The sequence below is a fragment of the Pseudomonas sp. CH235 genome (assembly GCF_004368175.1).
Classification (GTDB): domain Bacteria; phylum Pseudomonadota; class Gammaproteobacteria; order Pseudomonadales; family Pseudomonadaceae; genus Aquipseudomonas; species Aquipseudomonas paraglycinae.
In genome coordinates, this window is sequence record NZ_RRZJ01000038.1 from 23722 (window position 1) to 41145 (window position 17424).

At 64.0% G+C, this 17424-nt stretch carries 19 protein-coding genes; 1 reads left to right on the forward strand and 18 read right to left on the reverse strand.

Going from position 1 to position 17424, the window contains the following annotated elements:
• The first annotated feature begins 149 nt into the window (after nt 1-149).
• Complete coding sequence (locus tag EIY71_RS26000; RefSeq protein WP_102686840.1) at nt 150-533, forward strand: type II toxin-antitoxin system PemK/MazF family toxin; 384 nt, start codon at nt 150-152, stop codon at nt 531-533.
• A gap of 209 nt (nt 534-742) precedes the next feature.
• Here EIY71_RS26000 and EIY71_RS26005 read toward each other — a convergent pair whose 3' ends face one another.
• From EIY71_RS26005 to EIY71_RS26090, 18 genes are read right to left on the reverse strand one after another with little or no spacing between them, the layout of a single operon-like run.
• On the reverse strand, nt 743-1183 hold the full coding sequence (locus tag EIY71_RS26005) for a hypothetical protein (RefSeq protein ID WP_011332090.1): 441 nt from the start codon (nt 1181-1183) through the stop codon (nt 743-745).
• Nucleotides 1184-1203: 20 nt separating this feature from the next.
• A complete protein-coding gene (locus EIY71_RS26010; RefSeq protein WP_085611127.1) occupies nt 1204-2439 on the reverse strand; it encodes a beta-ketoacyl-ACP synthase in 1236 nt (411 codons plus the stop codon).
• Nucleotides 2439-3167: a 3-ketoacyl-ACP reductase FabG2 gene (locus EIY71_RS26015; RefSeq protein ID WP_085746428.1), complete on the reverse strand. Its 729-nt coding sequence runs from the start codon at nt 3165-3167 to the stop codon at nt 2439-2441. The genes EIY71_RS26010 and EIY71_RS26015 overlap by 1 nt, the downstream gene beginning before the upstream one ends.
• Entirely contained in the window at nt 3160-3624 is a 465-nt protein-coding gene (locus EIY71_RS26020) for a hotdog family protein (protein ID WP_085746429.1), read from the reverse strand. Before EIY71_RS26020 ends, EIY71_RS26015 begins: the two co-directional genes overlap by 8 nt.
• A complete protein-coding gene (locus tag EIY71_RS26025) occupies nt 3621-4817 on the reverse strand; it encodes a beta-ketoacyl-[acyl-carrier-protein] synthase family protein (protein WP_134023639.1) in 1197 nt (398 codons plus the stop codon). Before EIY71_RS26025 ends, EIY71_RS26020 begins: the two co-directional genes overlap by 4 nt.
• On the reverse strand, nt 4814-5296 hold the full coding sequence (locus EIY71_RS26030; protein ID WP_134023641.1) for a hypothetical protein: 483 nt from the start codon (nt 5294-5296) through the stop codon (nt 4814-4816). The genes EIY71_RS26025 and EIY71_RS26030 overlap by 4 nt, the downstream gene beginning before the upstream one ends.
• The gene (locus EIY71_RS26035) at nt 5296-6021 is read right to left on the reverse strand and encodes a class I SAM-dependent methyltransferase (RefSeq protein ID WP_085746431.1); all 726 of its coding nucleotides are present in this window, start codon (nt 6019-6021) and stop codon (nt 5296-5298) included. The genes EIY71_RS26030 and EIY71_RS26035 overlap by 1 nt, the downstream gene beginning before the upstream one ends.
• Nucleotides 6018-7265: an NAD(P)/FAD-dependent oxidoreductase gene (locus EIY71_RS26040; RefSeq protein WP_134023643.1), complete on the reverse strand. Its 1248-nt coding sequence runs from the start codon at nt 7263-7265 to the stop codon at nt 6018-6020. The genes EIY71_RS26035 and EIY71_RS26040 overlap by 4 nt, the downstream gene beginning before the upstream one ends.
• Nucleotides 7252-8412 carry a sodium:proton antiporter gene (locus EIY71_RS26045; RefSeq protein WP_134023645.1) on the reverse strand — a complete coding sequence of 387 codons (1161 nt, stop codon included), beginning with the start codon at nt 8410-8412 and terminating at the stop codon, nt 7252-7254. Before EIY71_RS26045 ends, EIY71_RS26040 begins: the two co-directional genes overlap by 14 nt.
• Nucleotides 8409-10748: an MMPL family transporter gene (locus tag EIY71_RS26050; protein ID WP_134023647.1), complete on the reverse strand. Its 2340-nt coding sequence runs from the start codon at nt 10746-10748 to the stop codon at nt 8409-8411. Before EIY71_RS26050 ends, EIY71_RS26045 begins: the two co-directional genes overlap by 4 nt.
• Nucleotides 10732-11334, reverse strand: coding sequence for an outer membrane lipoprotein carrier protein LolA (locus EIY71_RS26055; protein WP_134023649.1), 603 nt, complete (start codon nt 11332-11334; stop codon nt 10732-10734). Before EIY71_RS26055 ends, EIY71_RS26050 begins: the two co-directional genes overlap by 17 nt.
• Nucleotides 11331-11756, reverse strand: coding sequence for a thioesterase family protein (locus tag EIY71_RS26060; protein WP_085746436.1), 426 nt, complete (start codon nt 11754-11756; stop codon nt 11331-11333). The genes EIY71_RS26055 and EIY71_RS26060 overlap by 4 nt, the downstream gene beginning before the upstream one ends.
• Entirely contained in the window at nt 11749-13293 is a 1545-nt protein-coding gene (gene hutH / locus EIY71_RS26065) for a histidine ammonia-lyase (RefSeq protein WP_134023650.1), read from the reverse strand. The genes EIY71_RS26060 and hutH overlap by 8 nt, the downstream gene beginning before the upstream one ends.
• Nucleotides 13274-14221, reverse strand: coding sequence for a glycosyl transferase (locus tag EIY71_RS26070; protein ID WP_085611116.1), 948 nt, complete (start codon nt 14219-14221; stop codon nt 13274-13276). The genes hutH and EIY71_RS26070 overlap by 20 nt, the downstream gene beginning before the upstream one ends.
• A complete protein-coding gene (locus tag EIY71_RS26075) occupies nt 14218-14952 on the reverse strand; it encodes a glycosyltransferase family 2 protein (protein WP_007952349.1) in 735 nt (244 codons plus the stop codon). Before EIY71_RS26075 ends, EIY71_RS26070 begins: the two co-directional genes overlap by 4 nt.
• Nucleotides 14945-16624 carry an acyl-CoA synthetase family protein gene (locus EIY71_RS26080; RefSeq protein ID WP_134023652.1) on the reverse strand — a complete coding sequence of 560 codons (1680 nt, stop codon included), beginning with the start codon at nt 16622-16624 and terminating at the stop codon, nt 14945-14947. Before EIY71_RS26080 ends, EIY71_RS26075 begins: the two co-directional genes overlap by 8 nt.
• Nucleotides 16621-17166 (reverse strand): hypothetical protein, encoded by a 546-nt coding sequence (locus EIY71_RS26085; RefSeq protein WP_085746440.1) that lies wholly within the window; start codon nt 17164-17166, stop codon nt 16621-16623. The genes EIY71_RS26080 and EIY71_RS26085 overlap by 4 nt, the downstream gene beginning before the upstream one ends.
• Nucleotides 17163-17417: an acyl carrier protein gene (locus EIY71_RS26090; RefSeq protein WP_007947135.1), complete on the reverse strand. Its 255-nt coding sequence runs from the start codon at nt 17415-17417 to the stop codon at nt 17163-17165. Before EIY71_RS26090 ends, EIY71_RS26085 begins: the two co-directional genes overlap by 4 nt.
• Nucleotides 17418-17424: the final 7 nt, after the last annotated feature.

Consider the following 17424-nt stretch of genomic DNA (forward strand, 5'->3'; position numbering starts at 1 on the left):
AGGCACTGTGTATTGGCCTGTTTGAGCGAGTGTAGTTGTGGTGAACAGGTTTGGTTGGCTCGACTCCGTACATTTCGAGTAACGGAACTGTCGTAGAGAATATGGCCGTTGTTGCGCAAAATCAGTTCTTTTTCAAACGAGCGTCACGGATGCCACTTCGATATCAGCCTAAGGAGGGCAGCGTTTTGATTTGCGATTTCAGGGGTTATGAAATCCCCGAGATGGTCAAAGTCAGACCTGTTGTTGTGATACGTAAACATCGAACCAACAGCCTGTTGGTAACAGTGGTGCCGCTAAGTACTACCGCCTCTGATTGCATGCTCGGGCACCATCTCGAACTTGCAAGTCACCTTCAGGGAGCCAGCCCGACCTGTTGGGCAAAGTGCGACATGATTGCCACGGTCAGTCTCTCGCGGCTTGATCGGATCAAAAGCCGGGATCGGCAAGGCAAGCGCATTTACCTGATCTCACATCTTGCAACAGACGAGTTTCACGCCATTAAAACTGCGGTCAGACGGGCGTTGGGACTGTGATGGCAACGGAAGTGGCGCATCGAAGCCAAATGCCAGCCGTTGCTCGGCATGAGGTTTCAGGCAATACTGCCGGCGTTCCCGAAAGGGGCTTGTGAGACTCTGAGGATCCTGGGCAACCAGCCATCGCAGAGCCAGACAGGTGAGAGGCGATGACAAGCCAACCTGTTTGTGAAAGGGCGCCGAAAGGCGCCCTTTGTCGTTTCCGGCCGTTACTGAACCGTCGCCAGATCGCCCTTCAACGCTACGCCCGCCATGATGGCGCCCGCGTGGCATTCGTAGGTTTTCGCATCCTTGCGCTCGTTGCTCTTGTAGAAGCTGACGATGTTGGTCACGGCGTTGGCGCCGGCGTTTTTTGCGGCCTGGTGCAGGCTGATGATCGCCGATTGCACGACCCACTCGCAGGCTTCCTGGTCGGTCTTGTTGAAGGCGTTGGTCTTCTTGTTGGTCACGGCGCCGGGGCTGACGACAGTGACCTTGCCGGCCGGGGCGTTGCCCGCCAGATAGAACTTCACGCTGCCGTCGATCTTGCCGGTGCGGGTCGCCTCTGCGACCGCTTTGTCGAACGGCAGGTACACCGCCGTGTCACGGGCCTGGCTGACAGCCGGCATGGCGCAGATGAGCAGGGTGGCAGCGAGTTTCTTGAAGTGCATGGAGGTCTCCTTGACCTGGATTAATTCGGTTGTGGCCAGCGACGGAAAATCAGCGAGGTGTTGACCCCGCCGAAAGCGAAATTGTTGTTCATCACGTATTCGTGGCTCATCTGGCGGAACTCGCCGCGCAGGTAGTCGAGCTTGCCGCAGTGCGGATCGACCTCGTCGAGGTTGAGCGTGTGCACGTACAGGTCGCGGTTGAGCATCTCGATGCTGAACCACGACTCCAGCGCACCGCAGGCGCCGAGGGTGTGGCCCAGGAAGCTCTTTTGCGAACTGATCGGCATGCGTTCGCCGAACAGCGCACTGGTGGCCAGAGTTTCGGCGACATCGCCCTGTTCGGTGGCGGTGCCGTGGCCGTTGACGTAGCCGATGACGTCCGGCGCCAGGCCTGCATCTTCCAGCGCCAGCTCCATTGCCCGGCGCATGGTGACTTGTTCGGGGCGGGTGGTGTGCTGGCCGTCGGCGTTGCTGCCGAAACCGACGATTTCGGCGTGAATGTGCGCACCGCGCGCCAAGGCGTGTTCCAGTTCTTCAAGCACCAGCATGCCGCCGCCCTCACCGATCACCAGACCGTCGCGGCCCTTGTCGTACGGGCGTGGCGAGGTGTGCGGTGCATCGTTTTTCAGGCTGGTGGCGTACAGCGCGTCGAACACCATGGCTTCGGTCGGGCACAGTTCTTCGGCGCCACCGGCGAGCATCAGCGGCAGGCGTCCGAACTTGATCGCCTCGTAGGCATAACCGATGCCCTGGCTGCCGCTGGTGCAGGCGCTGGAGGTCGGGATCAAGCGGCCAGTGAGGCCGAAGAAGATGCTGATGTTCGCTGCCGTGGTGTGCGGCATCATCCGCACGTAGGAGTTGGCGTTGAGGCCCTCGGCCACCGAGTTGAGCAGCATGTTGCCGAATGCCTTGATCTCGTCGGTGCTGCCGGTGGACGATCCGCAGGCCACGCCCATGCGCCCGTCCTTGATCGACTCGTCGCCGAGCAGGCCGGCATCGGCCAGCGCTTTTTCCGCCGCGCCGACGGCCAGCCGCGAAACACGGCCCATGCTGCGCAGCTGTTTGCGGGTCCAGTGCGCCGGCACCTGGAAATCATCGATGGGCCCGGCCAGGCGTGTGTTGAGTTCGCTGAAGCGATCCCACTCGTCCATCCGGCGAATGCCGCTGCGGTTGGCGGCGAAATTGCCGGCGATGGTGTCCCAGTCGCTGCCCAGCGAGGTAATGCCGGCCATGCCGGTGACGACAACGCGCTTCATCAGCACAAGCCTCCGTTGACCGCCAGCACCTGGCGGGTGATGTACGACGCTTCCGCCGACATCAGGAAATTCACCGCACCGGCCACCTCTTCAGGCGTGCCCATGCGTTGTGCGGGGATCATTTTCATCAGTTCTTCCACCGGCACGTTTTCATCCAGCATCGCCGTGTCGATCAGGCCCGGCGCAACGCAATTCACCGTGATCTTGCGCTTGGCCAGTTCGATCGCCAAGGCTTTCGCGGCGCCGATCACGCCCGCTTTCGACGCGCTGTAATTGACCTGGCCACGGTTGCCGATCAGCCCCGAGACTGAGGTGATGCAAACGATGCGACCCGCGGCGCGGCGGCGGATCATCGGCATCATCACCGGGTGCAGGACGTTGTAGAAACCGTCGAGGTTGGTGCGCAGCACCACGTCCCAGTCGTCGTCGCTCAGTGCCGGAAAGGCGCCGTCGCGGGTCAGGCCGGCATTGAGCACCACGCCGTAGTAGGCGCCGTGGGCTTCAACGTCGGCTTCGAGGATGGCTTTGCAGGTTTCGCGATCCGCCACGTCGAATTGCAGGATGCGCGCGGTGCGGCCGAGCGCTTCGACTTCGGCTTTCACTGCTTGCGCTTCCGCTACGCCGCTGCGGCAATGCAGGACGATATCGTGGCCGGCACTGGCCAGGCGCAGGGCAATGGCGCGGCCGATGCCACGGCTGGAGCCGGTGACCAGTATTGATTCAGTCATCGTTCGACTCCTTGGATTGCTCTAGATAGTCCGCTGCCTGGGGCGGGCGGAACACGTTCAGCCGGGCGCTGGCCTCGATGCCGGGCGCGTTGATATGGCATTCGAATACGCCCATGCCGTTGTCGTCTTCCAGCGAGCGCAGGCCATGGATGGTCAGTTCGCTGCCAACCGGAAAGGCCGCGACATTGCATTCGAACTTGCGTGTGCCGAGCAGAAAGCCCAGCTCCACCGGGTTGCCTTTCTGCCGCGCATGGCAGCCGGCGAACGCGGCGACGCTTTGCGCCATCAGCTCGACGCCGACCCACGCCGGCAGGCTGCCGTCGGGCAGGCTGAACAGGCCGCCGGGCCGGACGGTGAGGGTGGTGTGGATCTGTTCGTCGTCAAAGCTCAGGATCCGGTCGATCAGGATCATGTCGCCAGCGTGGGGCAGCAGTTCGGCGAGCGGCCAGTGGCTCATGGGGCGTCTCCGATAATCAGGCTGACGTTATTGCCACCGAAGGCAAACGAGTTGCTCATCAGGTAGCGGGGTGCAATGGACGCCAGGCGTTCGCTTGCGGTCACCCACTTGAGTGGTGGAAGGTCCGGATCCGGCTGGCCATCCCAGACGTGCGGCGGCAAGGCGTGGTCGGGGTTGTCGGCACTCAGGCTCAACCAGCAGAACGCCGCTTCCAGTGCGCCGGCGGCGCCGAGGGTGTGGCCGGTCATCGGTTTGGTCGAGGAACACGGTACGCCTTCGGGAAACAGCGCGGCGACGGCCAGACTTTCCATCGCGTCGTTGTGCTGGGTCGCGGTGCCGTGCAGGTTCAGGTAGCTGATGTCACCGGCTTGCAGATGGGCTTGGTCGAGCGCCTTCTGCATCGATTGCAGGGCGCCACGGCCGGTCGGCTCCGGTGCGGAAATGTGGTGCGCGTCGGAGCTGGCGCCCGCGCCGAGCAGGGCAATGCCCGGCCCTGCACCGCGCTCTTTGCTCATCACGAACAGCACCGCCGCTTCGCCGATGTTGATGCCGTTGCGGTTGGCGGAAAACGGATTGCAGCGCTGGTCCGACACCGCTTCCAGCGCACTGAAACCGTTGAGGGTCAGTTTGCACAGGCTGTCGACACCGCCGCACAGCACCGCGTCGCACAGGCCCAGATCGAGCAGGCGTCGGGCGCTCATCAGCGCGCGTGCGCTGGAAGTGCAGGCGGTGGAAATCACATAGGTCGGGCCGCTCAGTTGCAGCCAGTCGGCGAGGAAATTCGCCGGGGCGCCGAGCTCCTGTTGCCGGTAGTCGTAATCGGCCGGGAACTGCTGGTCGCGAATGTAGTGCGCGAGGCCTCGGCTGGCCTCGTCGATGCCCGAAGTGCTGGTGCCGAGCACCACGCCGATGCGCTCGCGGCCGTAAGTCTGGATCGCGTGCTCGATGTCATCGCGAATCTGCAACGCGGCTTCCAGCAACAGTTGATTGTTGCGGCTGCGCTGGTCGGCCAGCGCTTCGGGAATCGGCGCCAGATCGCCGTGCACGGCGGCCACCGGCAGTTCACGCTCCGGCACCCAGCCGGACTCGCGGCGCATGCCCGAGCAGTCGCCGGCAAACAGGTTGCGTGCCACGGCTTGCTTGTCGCGCCCCAGGGCGCAGATCACGCCGAGGGCATTGAGGTAGGCGGTCATGACGTCGGTTCACCGAGTGGCGTTACGCGATAGTGCGGGCCTTGTGGCAGGTTCAATTCGAAGCTCAAGGGTTGGGTGTAACGGATGTCCCAGCGCGCCGGCAGGGAACGTTGGCCGCCCTGTTGTTGCGCCTCGGGGTAGTTGCGCGACAGCTCGCTCGCCGGGGTCAGGGCGAACAGCAGCGCGGCGAACAGCTCCCGGGCTTCCGGGTTGGGCGGCAGCAGGCCGTCGGCCTGCCAGTGTCCGTCGATCAATTGCTGACGGGCCTGGGGAATGCCCAGCGGATCCATCATCGACCAGCGGATGCCGGGCCCTTCGCGCTGGATCACCAGCAACCAGTCTTGCTGTTGCCCGGCCAGGTGACGTTCGATATGCAATTGCATCGGCAGCGGCAGGCTCGGGTTGCCGGCCGGCAGCGGCGCCTGACTGGCGCAGGCACCGAGCAGCAAGACGCAGGCGAGCAGCAGAACACGCAACATCAGACAGCCTCGTTCAAGGGTTTGCGGGCCACCACGTTGACCAGGGTTTCTTCCCGCTGGCCGAATGGTTTTGGTTTGTGCAATCCAAAACGCTCGAGCAGACCGAAATCCTTCGACCGGCTCCACCACAGATACGGGTACGAAACGTTCTGTTCGCCGAACTCGAAACCCTGCTGGCGAATCATCTCCAGGTACTGCGCCGCGCTCTTTTGCACATGCATCGGATGACGGAACAGCCAGCGAATCACCCACGTATCAATGTAAGCCTCGGTGGACTCGGCGAACAGCAGATAACCGCCCGGCTTGAGCACCCGATAGAACTCGGCCAGGGCTTTTTCCTGCTCCACCAGGTGATGGAAGGTCTGGTGACAGAACAGCAGGTCGACACTGGCGTCCGGCACATTCAGCGTCGCGCAGTCGCTGCCGATCAGCTCAACGTCGAAGCCCTGACGCGCGGCCTCGGCGGCGCTCAATTCCAGGCTGTGCGGATCGGCATCGACGCCGATCAGGCGCTGTGGCGCGAACGTCTGGCGCAGGTGGCCGAACGATTTGCCCTGGCCGCAACCGGCATCCAGCAGCACCGGACTGGCTGGCAACGATTCGCTGAACAGCCCGCGCAGATCGTTGATCGCCACGCGCAGCACATGGTGCTGCCAGGTGTGGCTGCGCAGGAACCAGAAGCCGAAGCGGGTTTCCTCGACGTAGTTGTCGCTCAGGTAATTCATGTGTCGTCCCTTGCACAGAGTTCGGAGATCGTCTTCAAACGACGGCGCGCTTCACTGACGAACGGGTTGCGTTCGTCCCAGGCGTAACCGGCGAGGATCGAGCAGATCATGCGGCGGATTTCCGGGGAGCCTTGCTCGTGGAAAATCACGTCCTGAAAGGTGCCGGCGTACCAGCCTTCGACGTAGCAGCGGAACGTGTCGACCCCGCGTTTCAGCGGCTCGGCGAACTCCCGCTGCCAGTCCACCGTTTCGCCCTGCAACTGTCGGTGCAGCACAGCGGCGGCCATGCTCGCCGAACGCATGGCAATGGTCACGCCCGAGGAGAACACCGGGTCGAGAAATTCCGCCGCGTTGCCCAGCAGCGCGAAGCCCGGGCCGTGCAGGGTTTTGACGTTCGCCGCATAGCCGCCGAGGGTGCGCGCCGGGGTGTCCCACACGGCGTTGTTCAGCACCTTGGCCAGGCTCGGGGTTTCGGCGATGAACCCGCGCAGGCAGGCGTCGAGGTCGGTGTCGCGACCTGCGAAATGTTCAGCGGCAGCCACCACGCCCATCGAGCAGCGACCGTTGCTGAACGGGATCGACCAGAACCAGATATCGCGGTGCTGCGGGTGGGTGGTGATAAGGATCTTCTCGCGGTCGAAACCGGGATGATCAATGTGGTCTTCAACGTGAGTGAAGACGGCCTGTCGAACCGGGAAATTCGATGGTGCTTCCAGGTCGAGCAAACGTGACAACACGCGGCCGTAACCGCTGGCATCGAGGACAAAGTCGGCTTCGACGCGGTATTCGCTGCCGTCTTCGCGGCGCACATTCAGCTGCGGTCGCGGGCGTTCGAAATCGACGCTGACAATCGCATCGCCATATCGGATTTCCGCACCCTGCAACGCCGCCTGATCGGCCAGCAATTTGTCGAAGTCGGCGCGTTGCACCTGCAGGGTCGTGGGCTTGCCGGCAGTGAAGGTGTCAGCAAAATCGAAGGCGCTGTAGCGCTCGCCCCAGGCGAATGCCGCGCCGTTCTTGCGCTGGAACCCGGCGGCATTCACCGCCTCGAGCATGCCGGCTTCTTCGACGAAATCCAGGCAATGGCAGAGCAGGCTTTCACCGATGGAGAACCTCGGGAAATGCTGGCGCTCGATCACCAGCACGTCGTGCCCCTTGCGCTTGAGCAATGCGGCGGCGATGGCGCCGGAGGGGCCGGCGCCGATGATCACGACCTGACGGGATTCCATTTCAACGATTGGCACGCGAGCTCCTGGGTACGGCAATAGGGTTCAGTGACGCCCGGTGCAGGCCGATGAAGGCCGGCAACAGCGTCGCGATCAGACCCATCAGCATCAGCGCAAAGTACAGCGCCGGACTGATGAGCTGTTGTTGCAACAGCAAGTTGAGAAAAACGATTTCGCTCAAGCCGCGAATGTTCAGCAGCACGCTTTCGCGCCAGCGGCTGGCGCCTGCGAACGACGCGCCGGCCCAGCCGAGACCGAGCCAGTTGCCCAGGATTTTGCTGGCGATCGGCAACAGCAGCAGCGCCGCCCATTGCACGGCGCCGAGGCTGGCGAGGGCGCTGTGCACGTCGATCTGGACGATGCCGAAAGTGAGGATCAGCGGAATCGCGACCCAGGTCTGCAAACGGTTCATCCAGTGCGCCGGCAGCGGCAACACCAGTGGCACCTTGAGCGCGGCCATGCATAGCAGATAGCCGATGCCGAAAATCAGCGCGTTGAGTTTGTAGTGTTCGGCCAGCACCAGCAGCGCAAAAAAACCGAGGCTGTAGGTCAATGGCCGGCGGATCCCGAACACCCGCAGCAGCACCGGCACGCAGGCCATCCCCAGCGGCAGCAACAGACTGCTCAGGTGCAGGCTGCCCTGAGCGAGGCCGAACAGGGTCCAGCAGGTCAGGTCGATCAGGATCGCGGTCTGCACCAGACGTCGGGTGGCGGCGGGCGGGTAGTCGATGTGGCGCAGGTACAGGTACAACACCGGGATCGCGGTGATGGCGAACACCAAACCGATCGCCAACGAGTTGATCCACGGCTGCGTCGGCAACAGCCAGTACGCCGTCGCGAGGCCGCAGGTGAAGGGCACGGCGAAACTCGGCAGGGCGATCTTCACGCTCTGCCGGTCCAGGCGCAGGTCGATCACGTCGCTGAGGATGTGCCCCAGCAACAGGGCAAAGCTCAGGCTGTAGAGGTTTTTCAGCCAGCCCGGCGCGATCAGTTCGGCGCCGTTGAGTTGCCAGCCCGGTTCGATCCAGAAGTACATCAGCAGCGGCAGGCCGAAGCTGGCCAGCAGCAATTGACTGACGATCGGGATCAGCCCGAAATGCCGGCCGACCCGGGTGGCGACGAAAAACAGCGCCAGGGCCATCAGCCAGAAAATCACCACCATCATGCTGAAGGCTCCGTGACGGAAACCGCGTGGGCCTGACGCCCGGCCCACGGCGCGAGCATGAAGCTGAACGCCAGACCGAGGCTCACCGACAGGCCGAAGTTGCTCACCGCCGGGGTGCTCGACACCGCCAGCAGGCCGAACGACAGCCAGGTGGTGGCGGCCGCCAGCAAGGTGCCGAGCAGGCTGACGGCCGCGCCGCCGACCTGCTCGCGCATGAGGATCGCGTAGTCGACGCTGATCGCCGTCACCAGCAACAGGCCGAACAGGCTGAACAGGGTCAGCGGCTGACCGAGCCAGCCCAGGCTGGCGAGGCTGCACAGCGCAGCGAGCAGCGGCAGGGCGACGATTCGCAGGGCGCCACCAAGACCGAACGGCAGCATCAGCACCAGCACGATCAACACGCAGGACGCGAGTTTCAGCTCAGCGGCGCTGATCTGGGTCTGGGCGAACACCTTGTTCAGATCGCCGAGCCGGTCCACCAGCATCACGCCGGGCAGGTCCAGCGCCTGCACCCGCAGCAGCGACGGATTGTTCAGGCCTTGCAGGCTGACCATCGCTGCCACGCCGTCCTCGGTCGGCCCCAGCCACAGCGTGCGGTACGGCTCGCCGAGGGGGCCGGCCAGTGCTGCATCGATGTCCTCGGCGGGCAGGGCCTGCAACTGTTGCAGTTCAGTTTGCAGCGCCGCCAGCGGCACGCCGACTTCCAGCAACGGCTGCCAGAACTGCGGCAACTTGCTCAGCGCTTCACGCACTTGTTGTTGCTGAGCCGGCGGGCTGACCAGTTGATTGAGCGCCAGATAACCCTGCAACTTGTCGAGGTTGACCAGTTGATCCAGCCGCTCGCTCAGGGCCGCTTGCCGTTCCAGCAATTGCTGCTGATCGGCGGCGCGCACCAGGAAGAACTGGCTGGTCGGCTGGTAGCCGGTAATCCGCGCAATAGTCTGCGCCTCATCAGTCAGACGTTGCGGCGCGCCGACCCACTGGCGAATGTCGTTCCTGCTCTCCAGTTGCAGCAGGCCGCCGACGCAGAAGGCGATCAGCAGGGCCAGCAACACCGGCGTCCTGACGTGATCGAGCAGGGTTTCCCGCAGTCGCACCAGACGCTCGGCCAGTTGCAGCGGCCATTGCGCCGGGCGCAGTTCGACGTTTTTCAGCAGCGCCGGCAGCAGGCACACCGCCGACAGGTAGGCGCCGAGCAAACCGGCGGCGGAGAACACCGCGATCTGGGTCAGGGCCGGGAAAGGTGTCCAGGCCAGCGCCAGGTAACCGATGGCGCTGGTGATCAGGCTCAACGTCAGCCCGGACAGGGTCAGGCGCAACGCCGGCCAGCTGTGCCAAGGTTTGAGACTCCAGCTCTTGGACAGGTAGTGCAGCGGGTAATCCACCGCCACGCCGATCAGACTGGAACCGAGCACCAGCGTCATCACGTGCATGTGCCCGAACAGCGCCACGCAGGCCACCGCACCGAACAGCATGCCGACCAGCACCGGAATGAACGCCAGCAGCACCCGCCAGCGGCGGAAGGCGAGCAGCAACAGCAGCAGAATGCCGATGGTGGCGCCGCCGCCGACCCAGGTCATTTCCCGGGTCGCCTGCTGCTGACCGTTGGCGGCGTACAGCAGGCCGCTGGCGGCCAGCAATTGCACGTTGGCACTCGCCGCTTGTTCACGGCTGTGTTGCAGCAGTGCGGCGACTTGCAGCGGTTGATTCATGTCGAAGGCGCTGCCGGTGGTGCGTGCGCGCAGCAGCACCCAGCTTTTGCCGTCGGCGTCGGCGATCAACGCGCCGCTGCCGATGTCCAGTTGCACCGCGCCATGTTGCGGCTGGCTGTTCTGGATGCGCCCGGTCAGGCCCAGCCAGTCGTCCTGGCTCGGCACCAGGCTGAACCCGGTGAACGGGTCGAACAGCGCCTGCACCCGTTGCTGGATGAAGGCGTCGGGATGTTCGGTCAAAAGTTGCCGGTCATCCGCCGAGAGCATCGCCAGCCGACCTTGCAGCAACTGCGTGCGCAGGGCCGGCAGGTCGGCTTGCAGGTTCCACTGGACCTTTTCGAACAGCCCGCTGGCCTGCCATTGCTCGCCCAGGGTCTGGGCCATGGCGACCGCTTGCTGGCGATCGGCGTGACCGACCAGCACCAGCATGTCGCGGTTGAGCGGCTCCTGCATGCGTTGTTCGGCGCGCAGTTCGAGGGCGTCCGGGTGGGTGCCGGGCACCAGTTCCATCAGGTTGGCCGACAGCGGCGCACCGTCGCGCCACTGCCAGGCGCCCAGTGCGACAACCGCCAGCAGCAGGATCAGGAACAGCCAGGGCAGCCTGCGTTCACTCGGCAAAGTCATGTTGCTCCGCGTCGCTCAGAGGTTGGCCGGCGGTGCTGTCCTGCATGCGCAGCACGGTGCTGTCGCCCTGGGTTTCCAGCAGTTCGATGGTGTTCACCAACGCGCCGCCGCTGATATTGATCTGATTGAACACCTGCTTGAGCAGCACCGAACGCGGGGTCAGGGTCAGTTGCCATTTCTGCGCATCGCCGCTCAGGGCCAGTTCGAAATCCCTTTGCAGACCGCTGCTGTCGCCTTGCAGCACCGCGAGGAACAAACGGTTCTGTTCGGCCCCGGCGCTCTTGTTCGGCAGCAGTTGCCAGCCGGTGGCATCACGCCGTGCAATGCCCTTGGCGCTGATCCGGTAATCCTGCTGCAGCGGGGTTTTCAGCAGCCACAGCAAACCATGGTTTTTCGCCAGCACGAAGCTGCCCCTGCTGATCAGCGGCTGGGGCAGGGCGCGCAGGTGCTTTTCCTGAGTGAACTGGCCGTGGATCACGTCCGGCTTCGCCAGTTGCTCGCTCAACTGTTGCAGGTCGAAGGCGTTGGCCAGCGACGACAGCGTCAGCAGCGCCAGGGCCCCCAGGGATTTCAACAACACATTCATCGCAGCATCCTTTCCACGGCATCGGTGAAGACTTTCGGCGAGGCCAGTTGCATCTCGCGGCTGCTCATCTCGACCGCCACCTGCACCGAGCTGGCGCGGGTCAGGCGTTCACCGGTCTCGGCATCGGTGATCAGGTAGTGAATCTTCAGGCGGTTTTCCCACTCCACCAGACTGGCGCGCACGTTCAGCCGCTGACCGAACACCGCGCCGCGCACGTAGCGCAGTTGCAGGTCGATCACCGGCCAGGCATAGCCCGAGTCGACCATCTGGTTGTAGTTGTGGCCGATCTTGTCGAGCAGTGCACAGCGCGCCACTTCCAGGTATTTCACGTAATGGCCGTGCCAGACGACGTGCATGGTGTCGACGTCAAAGAACGGCACGAGGATTTCCGTATCGGCGTGAAGCACTCCGGCACTACGCATGCAGCCTCCAGTGTTGCTCGGCGATGCGTTGCAGGCACAGGCGCAATTCACCTTCCAGGGCACGGTCTTCGGTCACCGGCGGGAAGTCCCGGGCCAGTTGCTCGTGCATGGCGGCCAGCGATGGCGGCAGCGGACGCGCGTCTGCATCGCGACCGCGCAGCCATACGCCTTGATTGGCCGCCAGCAACGTGGCGGCGGCGACCTGTTCGGTCAGCTCCAGCACACGAATGGCGTCGCGGGCGGCGATGGTGCCCATGCTCACCTTGTCCTGGTTGTGGCACTCGGTGGAGCGCGAGAACACGCTGGCCGGCATGGTGTTTTTCAACGCTTCGGCGGTCCAGGCACTGGCGCCGATCTGCACGGCCTTGAAGCCGTGGTTGAGCATCGCGCGGTCGGCGCTGGCGCCCGACAGGTTGCTCGGCAAACCGTGGTTGTAACGCTCGTCCACCAGTAGCGCGAGTTGTCGGTCGAGCAGGTCGGCGACGTTGGCCACGAGGTTTTTCAGGCTGTCCATGGCGAATGCGATATGTCCGCCGTAGAAGTGCCCGCCGTGTAGCACGCGCTCGGCTTCGGCGTCGATGATCGGGTTGTCGTTGGCGCTGTTGAGTTCGGTTTCGATGAACGAACGCAGCCAGTTCAGGCTGTCGGCCAGCACGCCAAGCACGTGTGGTGCGCAGCGCAGCGAGTAGCGATCCTGCAAGCGGTGCAGCGGCGCGGTCGGTGCGTCGATCGCCAGATCCTTGCGCAGCCACGCGGCCACCTGCATCTGACCCGGATGCGGCTTGGCGGCGAACAGGCGCTCGTCGAAGTGTTCAGGATTGCCTTGCAGCGCCACCACGTTCAGCGCGGTGATGCGGGTGGCCAGTTGCAGCAGGTAATCGGCGCGGGCGTAAGCCAGGCACGCCAGACCGGTCATCACGGCGGTGCCGTTCATCAGCGCCAGCGCTTCTTTCGGACGCAGCACCAATGGTGTCCAGCCCAGTTCGCGATGCACATCGGCAGCCTGGCGGCGTTCGCCACGGAACATCACTTCACGCTCGCCGGACAGGGTTGCGGCGACGTAGGACAGCGGCGTCAGGTCGCCGCTGGCGCCCACCGAACCCTCTTCAGGAATCAGCGGCAAAATGTCGTGTTCAAGAAACGCATGCAGGCGCTCCAGCAACTCGATGCGCACCCCGGACACGCCGTGGCACAGCGACTGCAGACGCGCCGCCAGCACCGCGCGGGTGGCCTGGGCGTCGAGCAGTTTGCCCAGCCCGCAACCATGGAACGTGTAGAGATGACGCGGCAGCGCCTCGACGTGATGCAACGGCACCGCAACCACGCAGGAGTCGCCGTAACCGGTGGTCACTCCGTAGATCACGCCTTCCTTGTCCAGCAGCGAATCGAGGAACCGCGCGCCCTTGGCGATGCGTTCGCGATAAGGCGCGTCGCTCTGCAACTGCACGGGCGCCTGACGGTTGGCCAGGGCCAGCACGTCTTCGATGCGCAAAGGGCGTTCGCCGAAGGTGACCGGCTCAGGAGTTGGCGTTGTCATCGGTTTTCCAGAATGGGTAAAAGTTGAACCATTGGCACGGTGCTTCGAGGCAATAGTGACTCAGGCGTTGCGCATAGCGGGTGGCCCACTGATGAATGACCTGTTCGCGCTCGCGGCGTGACCACACCACGGCGTCGGCGAACGGCTCGAGAGTCAGGCGATAGTGGCCGTCGGGCTGTTTCAGGCACATCAGCAGGTTGACCGGACATTTCAGCAGGCCGGCCAGCAGCCACGGCCCTTGCGGGAACGGCGCGGGATGGCCGAGAAAGTCCACAGTCACGCTGCGCCCGCCGTGCAGCGGCACGCGGTCGCCGGCAATCGCCAGCCACTCGCCGCGCTCCAGCCGTTCGTGCAGTTGCAGCATGATCACCGGGTCCAGCTCGCTGACCTGGATCAGCCGCAAGTTGGTCGCCCCAGCCTCGCCCAGCAGGCGATTGAATTGCTCGGCGTGCTTGGTGTGTACCAGCACGTTCATCGTGACTTTCTCGCCCAGTTCCGCCAGCGCCCGGCACACTTCGAGGTTGCCCAGATGCGCGCCCACCAGCAGTTGCCCGCGACTGCCGCGCAACTGATTGCGCAACAGCGCCGGGTCGATGATTTCGATCTGCTCGATCTTCAGCTTGCCGTTCCACACGTCGAGCTTGTCGAGCAGCGAATCGGCGAATGCCATGAACTGGCGGAACACCCGCCATCGGGTCGGGCGCAGTTCGTGGCGACCGCTCCAGTCGGCGAGGCGCTGCTGATACTGCCAGGCACTGCGCCGCGCAGTGCGGCCGAACAGGAAAAAGTACAGGACGATGCCGTACAGCAACGGGCTCAGCAGGCGTCGGCCAAGGACCTTGGCGGCGAACGCGGTGAATTTCATCAGCAGGAAACTGCCGCGCTCTTCGCGGTCGGCCCAGTGCTTCTTGTCGGTCTCGACCGTCATGCGCGCCACCGTCGCCAGAGGATCACAGGCAAGCGCAGCAACATGCCGAAGAACAGGCGCGTGTGCATGCTCGAGATCAGCACGTTGTCGTGGAACAGGCGAAAGTGCGACACGCCGTCCAGCGGGTAATGCACGCTGGTCTGCAACCAGCGCATCGGCTGATTGCGCCATGCCAGGCGCACCAGAATGTCCGAGTCGAAATCCATGCGCTTGCCGATCCGCGCCGAGTCGATCACGCCCAGCGTCGGTTCCAGCGGATATACGCGGAAGCCGCACATCGAGTCGCGAATCTGCAGCGACAGGGTGTTGATCCACACCATCACGTGGGTCAGGTAGCGCGCATACAAACGGCCCTTGGGCACGCTGGCGTCGTACAGCGGATAACCGCAGATCAGCGACTTGGGGTGAGCGCGGGATTCTTCGATGAAACGCGCGACATCCTGCAAGTCATGCTGACCGTCGGCGTCGACCTGCAAGGCATGGCTGAAGCCGAGCCGCGCGGCTTCACGCAGACCGGTCATCACCGCGCCGCCCTTGCCCTGATTGGCAGTGAGGCGCACCAGATGAACCCGCTCGCGCTCGGCCAGCGCGTCCAGCACCGCCGCGCAGGATTTGCTGCTGGCGTCGTCCACCAGAATGCACGGCAGATCCTCGGCGAGCAGGGCGTCGACCACCGTGCCGATGGCGGTTTCGTGGTTGTAGACCGGGATCACTGCGCAAGGATTATGCATCGCCAGTCCCCAGCAGAATCCGCCCGCTGGAGCAGGTGGCGGTGTCGTTGCGATAGGCGAAATACAACTTGCCGCGCTCCGGGTCGAAGCGCAGGTGCAACTGGATTTCATCGCCGGGGCGCACCAGTTGCTGGAATTTCAGCACTTCCATGCCGGCGAACGCGCCGGGCAGGTTCAGCAGTTGCCGACCCAGGTTCAGCGCCCATTCGACCTGCACCACGCCCGGCAGTACCGGGGCCTTGGGGAAGTGGCCGCTGAAGTAGGCCAGATCCGGCGGAACGCTCAATTGCAGGTTCCATTCGCCCTCGGTTTCGGCCTGCTCCAGGATTTCCGGTGCTTTTGGCCGTGGCGCCAACAGCAAGGCTTCGACGTCGGCTTGAGGCAATTTGCCCTGTGAGGTCAGCGGCAGTTGTCGTAGCAGACGCCAGCGGCGGGGCAGGGCCAGGGCTTCGCAATGGTCGCCGAGATGACGGCGCAAGGTTTCGGTCAGGCTGCGTCGACCATGTTCGCGCAAGGCAAACAGGCCGGATTCGCTGAGCACCAGCAGGGCGCCGAGGGACGCGCGGTTTTCCTGCACCACGCCCAGACGCGCTTCGGCGACCCAGTCATGGGCCATCAGCGCCTGTTCAAGCATCGGCAGGGAAATACGTTTTTCTTCGAGTTTGACGATCCGGTCGAGCCGCCCGAGCAATTCAAAGCGGCCGTCGTCAGCGATACGCGCCGCATCGGCGGTGTGTTCGACATGCCCGGCGGGCAGGTAGGGCGAAGCGATCAGCAGGGCGCCGTCGCTGTCCTGGCTCAACTCGACGCCGGCAAATGGCTGCCACAACGATTCACCCTGTCGCCAGGCGATGCCGCCGGTTTCCGAGCTGCCGAGGATTTCCGTCGGCCACTGTCCCAAGCGTTGATGCAGGCTTTGTGCGGCGTCAGCCGGCAGTGCGCCACCGGACGAAAACACCCGGCGAACGACGCTCAGGGCTGGCCAATCGAGGTTGTCGCCCATGCGTTTGAGCAGCGCCGGACTGGCGACCCAGACGAAGGCCGGGTGCTCGCGGCTGGCGCGTTGCAGGTCTTCCGGGAAGGCCAGTTGCTTGCGCAGGAATGGACGCCCGGCGCACAGCGGCCACAGCACACGAAACAGCAAGCCGTAGATGTGCTGGGTGGCGACGCTGCCGAGGATGCAGGCTTCACCCAGGTCCGCGCCCCATAGTTGCTCAAGGGCTTCGACTTCGTTGGCCAGTTGGCGCAGGGATTTGTCGATGCGCTTGGGCTCGCCGCTGGAGCCGGAGGTGCACAGGCTCAGGCGGCACTGGTCGAGATCCAGTTCGGCAGCGGGCAGGGGAGGTTGCAGCAAATCGCTCAGACGAGCGTCATAGGCCTGATCGGTCAGCCACAGATCGACGTCGTTCGACCAGCGCTGGCGGGTCTGCGCTTGCAGATCAGACGGCAGCAACACGCTGACGCCGGCACGCCAGGCGCCGAGCAGGGCGACGGCCAGGTCGGCGGCATCTTCCAGATGTACCGCCAGACGTTGCACGCCGCGCGCTTGCAGACCTGCCGCCAGGCTCAGGGCCTGTTCGCACAGCTGTGCATGATCGAATGCCGGTGCGCTCGTTACCGTGCGCGCCGGCAGGGCCTTGAGCAACAGCTGCTCAAGTTTTATCCAGTTCATGGGCGACCTCTTACCCGTTGTCGTATCAGCCATTCAATGGCAAACATCAGGCCGATCAATCCGTAGGAGATCAGGCCGGTGTACAACATCCACCAGTTCAGCGGCGCCCACAGTGTCAGCAGGGCGGCGCACAAACCGTTGCAAAAGAAAAACACGCTCCAGGCCACGGTGACCTGGCGGGTGTAACGAATCGCCTTGGGCGGCAGTTGCGGTTCACGCAGGCGAGCCAGACGCTCGACCATCGGCGGGCCGTATTTCAGGCTCAGGCTGAACAGCACCAGCATGAAGCCGCTGATCAGCACCGGGTACCAGCGCAACAGCAAAGGGCTGTCGAACACCGCCAGCAGCAGGCAGAACACGATCGCCACGCCGGCCATCCACAAACTGCCGGGCTTGCGTTCGCCGGTCAGCGCCCGGGCCAGCCACAGGCCGCCCAGCAGCAGGCCGAACTGCCATGGCGCGAAATGCTCCATGCCGAAATACACCGCAAAGGGATACAGCAGGCCTGCCAGCAGCAGGCCGAGGCCGATCAGTCGGCTCATGCGGCCGGTTGAACCAGACGGTAGACCGCCTCGACCACGTCGCTGACGGTGCGCACCGACTTGAATTCCTCGGCGGCGATTTTCTTGCCGGTCTGGCGTTTGATGTGATCGATCAGGTCGACGGCGTCGATGCTGTCGATTTCCAGATCCTGATACAGGTTGGATTCCAGGCTCACGCGAGCCGGGTCCAGTTCGAACAGCTCGACCAGGGCATCGCGCAGGGTGTTGAAGATGTCGTCACGAGTTTGCATGGTCCGG